The sequence below is a fragment of the Peribacillus deserti genome, assembly GCF_016909175.1.
Taxonomy (GTDB): Bacteria; Bacillota; Bacilli; order Bacillales; family DSM-1321; genus Paraperibacillus; species Paraperibacillus deserti.
Genome location: NZ_JAFBFI010000006.1, coordinates 38,040 through 52,274, shown reverse-complemented (window position 1 = coordinate 52,274; position 14,235 = coordinate 38,040). Strand labels below are relative to the sequence as shown.

The following is a 14,235-nucleotide window of genomic DNA, read 5'->3' as shown; positions in this document are numbered from 1 at the left end:
GTAAGGGGAGAGGATGAGATGAAATGCAGCCAGGCCAGATCTTAAGAAATATACTGCCGCAAACAGCCCCTGTGTCTGCCGTCTCTTTTCGTCCAGGCCAGATAATCCAAGGAACGATAACCAAGCTTTTTCCTAATCAAACGGCAGAAGTTAGAATCGGCCAGACAAAATTAATAGCCGTTATAGACGCTCCGCTTGAGGCTTTTGAAAAATACTGGTTCCGAGTCGAAGCGGGCGAGGATTTGACAAGGCTGAAAGTGCTTGATAGCAAGCTTACAGGTTACGCAGCAAACGATGCAGCGCAGCTCCTGCAGCATCTGTCTCTTCCCATTGGTAAGGAACAGCTGAAGCTGGCTTCATTTCTGCTGAAAAATGGCATTCCGGCTACCCGTGAGATTTTGGAAAATATCCTGGGCTGGCTTCAGGCATCAGATAAGTTGGACCTGGGCTTTGCGGCTATGAAAACCATGCATAGTAAAAATATTCCCTTTATAGAAGAAAATTTTCAGGCCATATACAGCCTAGAAATGGGAAAATCTTTTTCTTCACAGCTTGGGCGTTTAGTAGAGCAGCTTCAGACACTTCCTGAGCACTCGCCTGCCTCTCTTAAGCTGTTAGAGACAGCTGGCTCCTTAATGGAAACGAATGCAGCGAAGTGGGCTGATAAAGCCCTTCTCGATTTAGCGCGCCTATGGCTCGCGGATTCCGGCGGCAGCCAAAAAGCCTTTCAAGTACTTAAAAACTTAGGTTTTATCCCAGCAGAAGCAGCTGAAGACCAAATGTTAAACAGCCTTTTAAACCGTACAAACTTAGAAAAGCTCCGGGATACACGCCTGAAACATGTACTAAATGTGCTGGGGAAAATAACAGCGGCCAGCAGCAGCCAGGATGCAGAAGCTGCAAAAAAATTACTCGCGGGCTGGAATGGTACGCTTACAGGAAGTACTGCATTTAACGAAGAGCCAGGAAGATTGAAATCAGGCAATTCTGCACCTGACTCAGTTAAAGGAGAATCGGCATTCCTTCCTTCAAAGGAAGTGGCTGCACTTACAAAGCACATGCTCGGGGAAGTCATAACAAAGACAAATGAAAAGAACGTATCAGAAACGACTAAGTTGACTGCGGACATAAAAACATTTTTATCGTCTCTTTCCGGAAAGCAGCAAATCGATTATAGTCTAAACAAGCTTGGAAGTGAAATTGCTTCCAGACTAGATGTCGGGCCTATGCAGCTTAGAGCTGGGCAGTATTCTGAAGATATGAACTGGTTTTTTTCAAGTATCGTTAAAGACTTTGGTCCAGATTTTTCAAAGGCAGACGATATAAAACTCCATTTAAAACAAATGATCAAGGATCTTGGACTCGAACAGTTTCTATCCGCCCCAATACAAGAGGCCGAACCAGACACACAGTCAGCGCTTAAATTCGCATTAACCCAGTTTTTGAACAGTTCGGATGAGAAACTGTTGAAGCAGACCGCCGAACAGCTGCTGCATAGAATGCATGCCCAGCAGCTGTTATCCAATGAAAATGGGCCGCTTCAAAACATGGTCATGCAGATTCCTCTTCCTTTTAATGAACAGATTTCTGATTTGACTGTGCAGTGGAATGGCCGAAAAAGTCCGGATGGCTCGATTGATTCAAGCTATTGCAGAATCTTATTCTATTTAGAACTTGGAAGCTTGAATGAAGTTGCGGTTGACATGCAGGTTCAGAATAGAATCGTTAGGTTAACCGTATATAATCAGCATATTGAAGCTGTTAAGGATATTGCGCAGAAATGGATTCCAGGCCTTAAGGAAAACTTTAATAAAATTCACTATACCCTTTCGTCTATCCATTTTATGAGCTCTCATGAGGGAGCTTTTAAACCACAAGTAAACGCTTTTAAACATCAATCATCTTCTTACAGCGGAGTTGACTTCAGAATATGAAAGAGGAACATGTCCCCAGAAAACAAGCTATTGCTTTACGGTATGATTCAGAAAAAGAGGGAGCACCAAGGGTCATCGCAAAAGGTAAAGGCCTGGCTGCTGAACGAATCATGGAAACGGCTAAGGAGAATGATATACCTATCCAGGAAGATCCATCTTTAGCCGGAATTTTAGCTGAGCTCGAGTTGAATCAGACGATTCCCGAAGATTTATACCAGGCGGTAGCAGAAGTTTTTGCGTTTATCTATAAAATTGACCAAGAAAAACGGGTAAAATAAACCTATTTGTGACAGGGGAGGACCATCCATGGAGCTTCGTATATTAAGTAAAATAAAATCCAATCTCAATAAATTTACCGGCGCCGAGAAAAAAGTAGCTTCCTATATCCTGGAGCATCCGGAATTTATTCCCACTATGACTACGAAGGAATTGGCTTCCCAGGCGGAAGCAAGCGAAGCGAGTGTTGTTCGTTTTTGTAAAACCATAGGTGTTGGGAGCTTTAAAATGCTTAAGGTTGTTCTGGCAAAAGAAAATACATGGACAGAAGAAAATGTGAATAACTTTTCTTTATTAAATAAAAAAGATACTCCCCAGAGCCTGTTTAATAAAGTGACCTATTTTAATAAATCAGCTCTTGAGTTATCCTTAAATACACTTGACAAAAAAGATTTCAGTGCAAGTGTGGAAGCAATTAAATCCTCTCGGAAAATTGCTGTTTTCGGGGTCGGGGGATCATACCCGCCTGCCATTGATGCTCAATATAAATTCATGAGGCTTGGACTAAACGCAGCAGCTTCTTCTGATTTTCATTACATGGTCTCTTTTATTGCAGCTATGAAGAAAGATGATGTGTTTATTGCGATCAGCACGTCTGGCAAAACGAAGGAGATTATCCAAATCGCATCTTTTGCTAAAGAACACGGAGTTACAGTCATTGCTATTACTTCGCTGAAAAAATCCCCTCTTTATAAGCTTGCGGATCTCAAGCTTTGTTTTCCGGATGTTGAGGAAGAATACCGGGTTGGAAGTATAGCTTCAAGAATTGCCCAGCTTAATATTATTGATGGTCTTTATTTAAGTATATTTCACCAAATCGGCAGCCAGATTGTAGAATCGTTCAATAAATCAAGAAATAAGGTACTTCAGCAAAGAAAATAAGATGTAATCTAGGGCTCTTTTCGAATGCTTATAGCATTCCCTTCTTACAAAAAAGCATTGGCGGCATAAAGATATTAATGAGGACATACTGTTTAGAAAAGAGCCCCTGCACTAAGTTCGACACTTTATGAAAGAAAAGAGGAATCAGCTTTATTTGCGGGTTGCTTTTATTTTTCTGGAAAATGAAATTTAATTTCAGATCGATAAAAAACGACATTGAATTTTCATTTCTTTTTTTCTATAATGTAAACGTATACAAATAAAAAAGGGGTGTCAAAGTGCTAGAGAATTTATCTACAGAACAGAGAAACTCCAAAACAATGGCTTTGGACGAGATGACAGCATTAGAAGTTCTAAGAGTGATGAATGAGGAAGATCGGCAGGTTCCTGAAGCCATCGCGCATCAGATTCCGCAGATTGATAAATTAGTAACAGCTGCGATTACTGCATTGAAAAACGGAGGCCGGATTATTTACATGGGTGCGGGAACCAGCGGCAGGCTTGGAGTGCTCGATGCAGCTGAGTGCCCTCCAACTTTTGGAACGCCTCCCGGGATGGTAATTGGATTAATCGCAGGCGGTGAAAAAGCATTTACAGTGGCTGTTGAAGGTGCTGAAGATTCGAAGGAACTTGCGGCAGTTGACTTGCAGGCTATCAATCTATCAGAAAATGATCTGGTGATTGGAATCGCAGCAAGCGGCAGGACCCCTTACGTAATTGGAGGCTTAACATACGCATCAAGTAAAGGGGTGATGACAGGGAGTATATCCTGCAATGCTGATTCTGAGATTAGCCGGTTCAGTGATATTCCAATTGAAATTAATACAGGAAGCGAAATTTTGACAGGTTCTACAAGGCTAAAGGCCGGAACTGCACAGAAACTCGTGCTGAACATGATCTCCACAGCTGCTATGATTGGGATTGGCAAAGTGTATAAAAATCTCATGGTAGATGTACAGCCTACCAACTTAAAGCTGGTTGAAAGGTCTAAGAGAATCATCATGGAAGCTGCCGATACAGATTACGAAACTGCATCAAGATATTATGATCAATCAAATGGTCAGGTCAAAAAAGCAATCGTGATGCTGCTTACCCATTGTTCCGAAGAAGAAGCAGGAAAAAAGTTAGAAGCTGCCGAAGGATTTGTAAGAAAAGCGTTATAAACGAAGCAATTTAGGGGGAGTAAGATGAAAAAGGAACAGCGTCTTGCGAGAGAGATAACCAATCAAGTTGGCGGGGTCCAAAATATTCAAAGAGTGTCGCATTGTATGACCAGGCTGCGGCTTCAATTAAAAGACTGGAAACTTGCAGACATTCCAGGTATTAAAAAAATTGACGGAGTCATGGGAGTCATTGAGGACGAAACACTTCAAATTGTAATCGGACCCGGGCTGGTGGGTAAGGTTGCAACAGAAATGAGTGAGCTGACAGGCCTGCAGGTTGGGGAAGTGGCCGCAGCTGATGCGGATTTAGCAGGTATAAAACAAGCCGAAATTAAGTCTCGAAATAATACTCCTTTTAAAAATTTATTAAGAAGAATCGGCTCTATTTTTATCCCGCTTATTCCGGCTCTTGTTGCTTCAGGTATTATTAACGGTATCGCTAACTTTGCCAAAAATGCCGGGGTAAAGCCAGAAGAAACCTGGCTGCAGATCCTTTTGCTGATTGGCGGCAGTGTATTTGGCATTTTAGCTGTCCTTGTAGGCTGGAATACCGCCAAGGAGTTTGGCGGCACACCTGCACTTGGAGCCATCGCAGGATTTATTATAATTAACCCTGCTCTTGCCACAATAACGCTATTTGGAGAGCCTCTAGTAGTAGGGCGAGGCGGTCTGTTCGCCGTAATCTTTGCAGCATGGCTGATGGCAATGGTTGAAAAACGGGCACGAAGATTTGTTCCAAATGCGGTCGATATTATCGTAACTCCTTTAATTACAGTTTTAGTAGTAGGTATTTTAACACTGGTTGTTATACAGCCAGTGGGCGGCGTTTTATCAGATTGGATTACACAGGGCATCAACGCGGTAATCGATGTAGGAGGAGCATTCTCAGGTGCGATTTTAGCCGGAACCTTCCTGCCGCTTGTTATGGTTGGACTACACCATGGACTAACACCAATTCACCTCGAATTTATTAGTAAACTAGATGCAACTCCATTGTTGACTATTCTAGCCATGGGCGGTGCCGGCCAGGTTGGGGCATCCATTGCGATATATGTGAAAACAAAAAATAAAATGCTTAAGAATATTATTAAAGGGGGACTTCCGGTCGGTTTCCTTGGAATCGGCGAACCTTTGCTATATGGTGTAACGCTCCCGCTCGGAAGACCTTTCGTGACAGCCTGCTTAGGAGCTGCCTGCGGTGGTGCCTTCCAGGCGGCGATGAATACGGCTGCCACAAGTATTGGGGTATCTGGAATAACCTTAACGCCTTTAATAGCCGATAATAAATTCGTTTATTATATTCTTGGGCTGGTCATAGCCTATGTATTTGGGTTTATCTTTACTTATACATTTGGGTTTAAGGAAAGCATGGCAGATAATATGAGATAATACGAAGAAGGGCTGGGCCGCGGGGAAACCTATGGTGCCAGACCCTTTTTCCTATTAATTTCTTTTTATTGTTTAATTCTGGAGTTTGCAGAAAAAAGATTGAAAGGAGAAATTAAATGCTAGGTATATCAGTTTATTTAGGACACATGGAAGAACATGAACAGCATCTCTACTTAAAAACAATGAAGGATGCAGGTTTTACCAGTATTTTCACTTCTCTTCACATTCCTGAGGATAATCCGTCCACATTTAAAGAATTACTTGCAGCACTAGGCAGCCAGGCAAGGGAACTGGGAATGGAGCTGATCGCAGACGTTTCCCCGAAATCACTAATCCATTTAGGCCTGACTTTCGAAAATCTGCATCAAATCGTGGATTGGGGCGTAAGCGGGCTCCGTATAGACTACGGAATCGAAGCAGAAGCCATTGCAAAGCTCTCTGGAGTGATGAAAATTGCCCTTAATGCAAGTACGATAGATGACGAACTATATTCACAGCTGAAAGCTTCCGGCTTAAAAGAAGAAAATGTAGAGGCCTGGCATAATTATTATCCCCGCCCGGAAACCGGTCTTAACAAAGAAGAATTTATAGAGCATAATAAATGGCTTATATCACTAGGATTTACCGTTATGGCATTTGTGCCGGGGGACGAACATCTGCGCGGTCCGCTTTTTAAAGGCCTTCCAACATTGGAAGATCATAGAGGATTGAGCCCTTTTACGGCATATCTTGACCTTATGCATGACTGCTATGTATCTAAAGTAATAATAGGAGATAAATCGCTAAGAGAAAATACACTTAGGAAATTCACTCAATACAATCAGGGAATACTGGAGCTGAATATACACCTATGGGAGGGGCTGCCGGACCCTGAACAGCAAATCGTAAGGCTTCTTCATAAAAACCGGATGGATGCGGCAAGAGATGTAATCCGCTCCGAGCCTTCCCGAATATATACTGCAGATAAAGGCTTATCCATTCCGCCCAGGGAGCCGCACGCTCGGAAAATTGGGTCAATAACCATTGATAATAAGGACTATGGCCGTTATCAGGGGGAACTTCAAATCGTAAAGCGCACACTGCCAATGGATCCAAAGGTGAATTTAGCCGGTACCGTTGTTGAGGAGGATATAGAACTGATTAAATATCTTTATGCCGGAAAAACTTTCGTTCTAAAAGAAATAGATTAATTAATAGATTCTTCCTTTTTTATTATCTTTAAAATCGAAATAAATATAATTTTAGAAAAATATTTTAAAATACACCAATGTTTCACGCCGTAAAGGTAGACAAGCTTTTTTTCTTTTTATACAATGAAAGCGCAGTCTATTTTTATTGTGATAGTTTGATAGGAGGATGGGAAATGAATATCCATGAATATCAGGGGAAAGAAGTCCTCAGAAAATATGGGGTAGCTGTTCCTAACGGCCGCGTTGCTTTTTCAGTAGAAGAAGCAGTTGAAGCTGCAAAGGAGCTTGGTACAGCAGTAAATGTAGTAAAGGCTCAAATTCATGCAGGCGGCCGCGGTAAAGCTGGCGGAGTAAAAGTAGCAAAAAACCTTGATGAGGTTCGTCAATATGCTGGTGAAATCCTTGGTAAAACGCTTGTAACGCACCAAACAGGCCCAGAAGGCAAAGAAGTAAAGCGTTTGCTGATTGAAGAAGGCTGCGACATTAAAAAAGAATATTATATAGGTCTTGTTCTTGACCGTGCAACTTCTAGAGTTGTTCTTATGGCTTCTGAAGAAGGCGGTACAGAAATTGAGGAAGTAGCTGAAAAAACTCCTGAAAAAATCTTTAAAGAAATTATCGACCCTGTAGTAGGCCTCACAGGCTATCAGGCTAGAAGAATAGCATTTAATATTAATATTCCTAAGGAATTAGTAGGGCAGGCTGCAAAATTCATGATCAGCCTGTACACGGCTTTCGTGGAAAAAGATTGCTCAATTGCTGAGATCAACCCGCTGGTAGTAACAGGCGACGGCAAAGTTATGGCTCTTGATGCGAAACTAAACTTTGATTCTAACGCACTGTACCGCCACAAGGACATTGTCGAGTACAGAGACCTTGACGAAGAAGATCCAAAAGAAATAGAAGCGTCTAAATATGACTTAAGCTACATATCATTAGGCGGAAATATTGGCTGTATGGTTAATGGTGCAGGCCTCGCTATGGCCACAATGGATATCATTAAACATTATAGCGGAGATCCAGCTAACTTCCTTGATGTTGGTGGCGGAGCTACTGCTGAAAAGGTAACTGAAGCCTTCAAAATCATCCTTTCTGATAAAAATGTAAAAGGTATCTTCGTTAACATCTTTGGCGGCATCATGAAATGTGATGTTATTGCTGAAGGTGTAGTTGAAGCTGCTAAACAGTTAGGCCTTGAAGTTCCTTTAGTTGTTCGTCTTGAAGGAACAAATGTGGACCTTGGAAAGAAAATTCTTAATGAGTCAGGTTTAAATATTACAGCTGCTGAGTCTATGGCAGACGGCGCGCAAAAAATAGTATCACTAGTAGGTTAATAGTCAGGAGGTAGCAAAATTGAGCGTATTTATTAATAAAGATACTAAAGTCATAGTACAGGGTATTACTGGTTCAACGGCTCTATTCCACACAAAGCAAATGCTTGAATACGGTACACAAATCGTTGCTGGTGTTACACCTGGTAAAGGCGGAACAGAAGTTGAGGGTGTTCCAGTATTCAACACATTAATAGAAGCAAAAAATCAAACCGGTGCAAATGCATCTGTCATTTATGTTCCAGCTCCATTCGCAGCTGACGCTATCCTGGAAGCAGTAGATGCAGAGCTTGATATCGTGATCTGTATTACAGAACATATCCCGGTTCTTGATATGGTAAAAGTAAAACGCTATATGGAAGGCAAGAAAACCCGTCTGGTTGGACCTAACTGCCCTGGAGTCATTACTCCTGGCGAATGTAAAATCGGAATTATGCCCGGATACATTCATACTAAAGGACACGTTGGTGTAGTTTCTCGTTCCGGAACTTTAACGTATGAAGCTGTTCATCAACTAACACAGGCTGGAATTGGCCAGACAACTGCTGTAGGAATCGGCGGAGACCCTGTCAATGGTACAGACTTTATTGATGTTTTAAAGGCATTTAACGAAGACCCTGAGACTTATGCAGTAATTATGATCGGTGAAATCGGCGGAACTGCAGAAGAAGAAGCGGCAGAGTGGGTAAAAGCGAACATGACAAAGCCAGTTGTAGGCTTCATCGGCGGAAGAACTGCACCTCCTGGGAAACGTATGGGACATGCCGGCGCTATTATCTCTGGCGGCAAGGGTACAGCAGACGAAAAGATCCGTGTGATGAATGAATGCGGAATTCAAGTTGCTGAAACACCATCCGTAATGGGAGAAACTCTTATTTCCGTTCTTAAAGAAAAAGGTCTATACGACCAATGTAAAACCCATTAATAAATAAGGGCCTTTACATAATTTTTATCGTCCCTCTTCTAATGGAGGGACGGTTTTCTACTATGGGTTATTCCTTTAAGCTTTGAAAGGTTACAGGAATCGGTCAGGTAAGTAATTTAAAAAGAAAAGGAGAGGAATTTATGGAAGAATTTAAGAAAAAATTAATACATCTTCATCACTGCAGAGGAATTGGCTGGAAATCTATGTATAAGATCCTGACATTCGATCCGGCACTTTCCCAGCTGTATGATGTTTCCTCCAATACCTGGAGACAGCTTCTTCACATCCCCGAAAAACAATTAAACGACTTTCTGCATGACCTCCATACCCTTAGCATCGAAAATTTCCTCCAGCAGTATCTTCTCAATAACGTTCAATGTATCACCATTTATGATTCTGTGTATCCTGTAAAGCTGAAAAACATCTATAATCCTCCATGGGTGCTTTATGTGAGAGGGGAAACGCAGCTGTTAAGTGCAGTCCCTATCCTCGCTGTGGTAGGGCCGAGAAGGCCTTCCACGTACGGAATAGATATAACAAGGAATCTCTTAATGCCGCTTGTAAAAAAGGGATATATCATTATCAGCGGATTGGCTTCTGGAATAGATGCAATTGCACATCAAACAGCTCTGAAATATTCGGGGAAAACAATCGGAGTTCTAGGAAGCGGTATTTTTCAGATATATCCTAAGGAAAATATTCCTATTGCTTTAGAAATGATGAGGAAAGGAACCGTTATGTCCGAATATCCTCCTTTTAAAAAAGCAGAGCCGTGGATGTTCCCAAATAGAAACAGAATAATCAGCGGAATGGCAGAAGGAGTGCTGATTACCGAGGCAAAAGAAAAAAGCGGTTCTTTAATTACTGCGTATAGTGCCTTAGAACAGGGCAGGGAGGTATTTGCTGTACCTGGGAATATTACAAGCGAGCTTTCGATTGGAACGAATAAACTAATCCAGGAAGGAGCTAAGCCCATCCTCAGCCATCTGGATATAGAGGAGGAAATCCTTCTTCCCCAGCAGAACAAAGGCGGGTAAAGACCCCTTAAGCTGACATAGAAAATAATTAAGAGAAGGATAATACTATTTCATGGAGAATAAGTGGGAAAGTGTTTAAAACAAAGCCTGGAAAATTCGAATCAGTTGAAAAAACCGTTAAAGTAGTATACATTTTGCAAAAGAAAGCATTAGATAAGTCTATAATTAATTTTTACAAGTGATATTTATTAGTCAGCAATGATATAAATGAAGAAACATGGAAGAGATACGGCCTGAAAGACATAAAAAACTCGCTGATCTTTATGAAAAAGGAACTGAAAATTAAGATATAAAAGAGAAACCGGATTGACAAATCTTTTTTTTATGATTAATAATAGTGAAGATTTATTATTCCCTCTTGAGGAGGATCAAGATGTCTGAATACCTGGTTATTGTGGAATCGCCGGCAAAGGCGAAGACCATTGAGAAATATTTAGGGAAAAAATATAAAGTGAAGGCTTCTATGGGACATGTTAGAGATTTGCCCAGGAGCCAAATGGGAGTAGATGTTGAAAACGAATTCAATCCCAAATATATAACGATAAGAGGAAAAGGCCCTGTTTTAAAAGAACTAAAGACTGCTGCTAAGAAAGCAAAGAAAATTTATCTCGCAGCTGACCCTGACAGGGAGGGTGAAGCTATTGCCTGGCATTTGGCTCATACGCTGGATGTTGACACTGCCTCTGATTGCAGAGTGGTGTTTAATGAAATTACGAAAGATGCCATTAAGGAATCGTTTAAGCATCCAAGGCCGATAAATATGAATCTCGTCGACGCCCAGCAGGCCCGTAGAATTCTTGACCGCCTGGTTGGCTATAACATCAGCCCTTTACTATGGAAAAAAGTGAAGAAAGGTCTAAGTGCCGGCAGAGTTCAATCTGTTGCAGTCAGGCTGATCATTGATAGAGAAAAAGAAATCAAAGCATTTATTCCAGAAGAATACTGGACCATCAAAACAGAGTTTGCAAAGGGAAAAGATCTTTTTGAAGCTTCCTTTTTCAGCCTGGATGGAGAAAAAGTAAAATTAAGCAACGAAGAACAAGTAAATGAAATTCTTGCCAAAATCAATGGGAATGAATTTAAAGTCACAAACGTAACAAAGAAGGAACGTAAAAGAAATCCTGCTGTACCGTTTACAACTTCTTCCCTTCAGCAGGAAGCTGCAAGAAAGCTTAATTTCAGGGCGAAAAAAACCATGATGCTGGCTCAGCAGCTATACGAAGGAATTGAAATCGGAAAAGAAGGAACAACAGGGTTAATTACGTATATGAGAACCGATTCAACCCGTATTTCCGATATTGCCAAAGAAGAAGCTCGCGAATACATTACAGGGCAATATGGCAAAGACTACACCGTACAGGAAGAGAGAAAAGAAAAAAAACAAACGAACGCGCAGGATGCCCATGAAGCGATCCGGCCAACGAGTGTTTTGCGGGATCCTGCTTTTATGAAAGAATATCTTTCCAGGGATCAGCTGAGATTATATAAATTAATCTGGGAACGGTTTGTAGCGAGCCAGATGGCGCCGGCCATTATGGATACGATGAGTGTAGATCTTGAAAATTCCGGGGTGCTGTTCAGGGCAAATGGCTCGAAAATTAAGTTTGCCGGCTTCATGAAGGTATATGTGGAAGGAACAGATGATACAGAAGAGGAAAAAGAAAAATTCCTTCCTGTATTAGAAGAAGGCGATAAAGCATTATCCAAGGATATTGATAAGAAACAGCATTTCACCCAGCCTCCTCCGCGCTACACAGAAGCAAGGCTTGTAAGGACTCTGGAGGAACTGGGGATAGGGCGTCCGTCGACCTTTGCCCCGACCCTGGACACCATCCAGAAACGCGGCTATGTAGCACTGGATAACAAACGGTTTATCCCTACAGAGCTTGGTGAAATTGTTCTGGAATTAATTCTTGAATTTTTCCCGGAAATATTGAATGTAGATTTTACTGCCAAAATGGAAAGAGATTTGGATGATATAGAGGACGGTAAAATTGCCTGGGTCCATGTAATTGATGACTTTTACAAAGATTTTGAGGGGAATCTCGAAAAAGCAGAAGCGGAAATGGAAAAGGTAGAAATTAAAGATGAACCTGCAGGCGAAGATTGTGAAAACTGTGGCAGCCCTATGGTATTTAAAATGGGCCGATACGGAAAATTCATGGCTTGTTCGAACTTCCCTGATTGCAGGAATACAAAAGCGATCGTGAAAGAAATTGGGGTAAAGTGCCCTAACTGCCACGAAGGAAATATTATTGAAAGAAAGAGCAAGAAAAAAAGAATATTTTATGGCTGTGACCGATATCCCGAATGCGAGTTCATCTCCTGGGATAAGCCGCTTCCAAGAAAATGTCCGAAATGCGATAACTTTTTAGTTGAGAAAAAACTAAAAAAAGGAAACCAGGTCCAATGTGTAGAGTGCGATTATAAAGAAGTGGCACAAAGCTAGCCAGGTGAGGAGGCTCCTCACCTGCTTTTTTCTGTTGCTTTATGTCACCCCAAAGGAGCCTGCATAAAAATGCCGCTTATGATTCCGGCAAATCATGAAACTTTTTTTAAATTAAAACGTAATGTACAATGCATATGGACAAGAATATCGTTTTAGTTTTATAATTTTATGTTCGGACTTGAACAAACAAGGGAAAGCATGAAATAAGCTGATAGTTGGTTTTACCTTTTGTATAAAAAGGATACGCTGAGTTTGAAGATAAATATTTATGCTTGTGATACATAACAAAGTGTGGAGGTTCGTAGAATGGAAAATATGGCTGTAAATGTAATAGGCGCAGGTCTCGCAGGGAGTGAAGCAGCGTGGCAGCTAGCCAAACGAGGAATAAAGGTTCATTTATATGAAATGCGCCCGGTAAAGCAGACTCCCGCGCATCATACGGATAAATTTGCTGAGCTTGTATGCAGTAATTCACTTAGGGCTAATACCCTTACCAACGCAGTAGGTGTATTAAAAGAGGAAATGCGTCATCTTGATTCAATTATCATAGCATCAGCGGATGCTTCCTCTGTACCCGCAGGCGGGGCGCTTGCAGTAGACAGGCACGAATTTGCCGGCAGGGTAACAGAAATGGTCAAAAATCATGAGAACGTAACCGTTCATCAGGAAGAGGTTACTGAGATTCCGGAAGGACCAACCATTATTGCGACTGGCCCGCTGACGAGCCCGGCTCTTGCTGAAAAGCTTAAAGCACTTACCGGAGAAGAGTATCTTTATTTTTATGATGCGGCCGCTCCGATTATCGAAAAAGACAGCATCGACATGGATAAGGTCTACTTGAAATCCCGTTATGACAAAGGAGAAGCAGCTTATCTGAACTGTCCAATGACTGAAGAGGAATTCAACCGTTTTTATGATGCGCTGGTGTCTGCCGAAACAGTGCCTCTGAAAGAATTTGAAAAAGAGATTTTCTTTGAAGGCTGTATGCCAATAGAGGTAATGGGTCAGAGAGGAAAGAAAACCATGTTATTCGGCCCGCTGAAGCCTGTTGGACTAGAAGATCCTAAAACGGGCAAGCGTCCCTTCGCTGTTGTTCAGCTGAGACAAGACGATGCTGCAGGAACTCTTTATAATATAGTAGGTTTCCAAACGCATTTAAAATGGGGTCCTCAAAAGGAAGTTATACAGCTCATTCCTGGACTTGAAAACGCCGAAATTGTCCGTTATGGCGTTATGCACCGCAATACCTTTATTAATTCTCCAAAGGTGCTTGAACCGACATATCAGCTGAGAGCCCGTCCTGACTTGTTTTTTGCAGGACAGATGACTGGTGTTGAAGGATATGTAGAATCAGCAGCATCTGGTTTAATCGCCGGCATAAATGCAGCAAGGCTGATTGCTGGAGAAGAGCCAGCAGTTTTTCCGGCTGAAACGGCTATGGGAAGCATGGCTCGCTATATCACAGCAGCCAATACGAAAAACTTCCAGCCGATGAATGCAAATTTTGGATTATTCCCAGACTTGGAGCAGAAAATTAAAGCCAAAAAAGACCGAAATGAAATGCATGCTAACAGAGCGTTAGAAACAATTCAGAAATTTGTGAAAAATTTGTAAAATCAATTGCCTGTCTTTAAAAACTATGATAATATTTAGTAGCTT

The 14,235-nt window shown here is 41.7% G+C and carries 11 protein-coding genes; all 11 read left to right on the top strand.

The genetic code is table 11. The annotated features are described in order from the left end of the window. Nucleotides 1-23: 23 nt before the first annotated feature. The 11 genes from JOC77_RS08190 to trmFO all read left to right on the top strand — a co-directional run bounded on the left by JOC77_RS08190 (nucleotide 24) and on the right by trmFO (nucleotide 14,190). On the top strand, nucleotides 24-1,934 hold the full coding sequence (locus JOC77_RS08190; RefSeq protein ID WP_204541442.1) for a hypothetical protein: 1,911 nt from the start codon (nucleotides 24-26) through the stop codon (nucleotides 1,932-1,934). Further along, complete coding sequence (locus JOC77_RS08185) at nucleotides 1,931-2,212, top strand: EscU/YscU/HrcU family type III secretion system export apparatus switch protein (RefSeq protein ID WP_204541439.1); 282 nt, start codon at nucleotides 1,931-1,933, stop codon at nucleotides 2,210-2,212. The genes JOC77_RS08190 and JOC77_RS08185 overlap by 4 nt, the downstream gene beginning before the upstream one ends. A 28-nt stretch (nucleotides 2,213-2,240) precedes the next feature. Then, nucleotides 2,241-3,092 carry a MurR/RpiR family transcriptional regulator gene (locus JOC77_RS08180; protein ID WP_204541436.1) on the top strand — a complete coding sequence of 284 codons (852 nt, stop codon included), beginning with the start codon at nucleotides 2,241-2,243 and terminating at the stop codon, nucleotides 3,090-3,092. Nucleotides 3,093-3,370: 278 nt separating this feature from the next. Then, a complete protein-coding gene (gene murQ, locus JOC77_RS08175) occupies nucleotides 3,371-4,255 on the top strand; it encodes an N-acetylmuramic acid 6-phosphate etherase (RefSeq protein ID WP_204541433.1) in 885 nt (294 codons plus the stop codon). A gap of 24 nt (nucleotides 4,256-4,279) precedes the next feature. Continuing rightward, nucleotides 4,280-5,644 carry a PTS transporter subunit EIIC gene (locus JOC77_RS08170; protein WP_204541430.1) on the top strand — a complete coding sequence of 455 codons (1,365 nt, stop codon included), beginning with the start codon at nucleotides 4,280-4,282 and terminating at the stop codon, nucleotides 5,642-5,644. A gap of 116 nt (nucleotides 5,645-5,760) precedes the next feature. After that, complete coding sequence (locus tag JOC77_RS08165) at nucleotides 5,761-6,834, top strand: DUF871 domain-containing protein (protein ID WP_204541427.1); 1,074 nt, start codon at nucleotides 5,761-5,763, stop codon at nucleotides 6,832-6,834. A 173-nt stretch (nucleotides 6,835-7,007) separates the two neighbouring features. Beyond that, nucleotides 7,008-8,168: an ADP-forming succinate--CoA ligase subunit beta gene (sucC, locus tag JOC77_RS08160; protein WP_204541425.1), complete on the top strand. Its 1,161-nt coding sequence runs from the start codon at nucleotides 7,008-7,010 to the stop codon at nucleotides 8,166-8,168. 19 nt (nucleotides 8,169-8,187) lie between these two features. Next, nucleotides 8,188-9,090 carry a succinate--CoA ligase subunit alpha gene (sucD, locus tag JOC77_RS08155; RefSeq protein ID WP_204541422.1) on the top strand — a complete coding sequence of 301 codons (903 nt, stop codon included), beginning with the start codon at nucleotides 8,188-8,190 and terminating at the stop codon, nucleotides 9,088-9,090. A 140-nt stretch (nucleotides 9,091-9,230) separates the two neighbouring features. Continuing rightward, nucleotides 9,231-10,127 carry a DNA-processing protein DprA gene (dprA, locus tag JOC77_RS08150; RefSeq protein WP_204541419.1) on the top strand — a complete coding sequence of 299 codons (897 nt, stop codon included), beginning with the start codon at nucleotides 9,231-9,233 and terminating at the stop codon, nucleotides 10,125-10,127. Nucleotides 10,128-10,500: 373 nt separating this feature from the next. After that, complete coding sequence (gene topA, locus JOC77_RS08145; RefSeq protein ID WP_204541416.1) at nucleotides 10,501-12,576, top strand: type I DNA topoisomerase; 2,076 nt, start codon at nucleotides 10,501-10,503, stop codon at nucleotides 12,574-12,576. A 306-nt stretch (nucleotides 12,577-12,882) separates the two neighbouring features. Further along, nucleotides 12,883-14,190: an FADH(2)-oxidizing methylenetetrahydrofolate--tRNA-(uracil(54)-C(5))-methyltransferase TrmFO gene (trmFO, locus tag JOC77_RS08140; protein WP_204541413.1), complete on the top strand. Its 1,308-nt coding sequence runs from the start codon at nucleotides 12,883-12,885 to the stop codon at nucleotides 14,188-14,190. Nucleotides 14,191-14,235 lie beyond the last annotated feature (45 nt).

Excerpts from the sequence above, each read along its gene's own strand:
- JOC77_RS08190 (WP_204541442.1), top strand. The coding sequence starts at position 24 with ATGCAGCCAGGCCAGATCTTAAGAAATATACTGCCGCAAACAGCCCCT.
- JOC77_RS08185 (WP_204541439.1), top strand. The coding sequence starts at position 1,931 with ATGAAAGAGGAACATGTCCCCAGAAAACAAGCTATTGCTTTACGGTAT.
- JOC77_RS08180 (WP_204541436.1), top strand. The coding sequence starts at position 2,241 with ATGGAGCTTCGTATATTAAGTAAAATAAAATCCAATCTCAATAAATTT.
- JOC77_RS08170 (WP_204541430.1), top strand. The coding sequence starts at position 4,280 with ATGAAAAAGGAACAGCGTCTTGCGAGAGAGATAACCAATCAAGTTGGC.
- JOC77_RS08165 (WP_204541427.1), top strand. The coding sequence starts at position 5,761 with ATGCTAGGTATATCAGTTTATTTAGGACACATGGAAGAACATGAACAG.
- sucC (WP_204541425.1), top strand. The coding sequence starts at position 7,008 with ATGAATATCCATGAATATCAGGGGAAAGAAGTCCTCAGAAAATATGGG.
- dprA (WP_204541419.1), top strand. The coding sequence starts at position 9,231 with ATGGAAGAATTTAAGAAAAAATTAATACATCTTCATCACTGCAGAGGA.
- topA (WP_204541416.1), top strand. The coding sequence starts at position 10,501 with ATGTCTGAATACCTGGTTATTGTGGAATCGCCGGCAAAGGCGAAGACC.
- trmFO (WP_204541413.1), top strand. The coding sequence starts at position 12,883 with ATGGAAAATATGGCTGTAAATGTAATAGGCGCAGGTCTCGCAGGGAGT.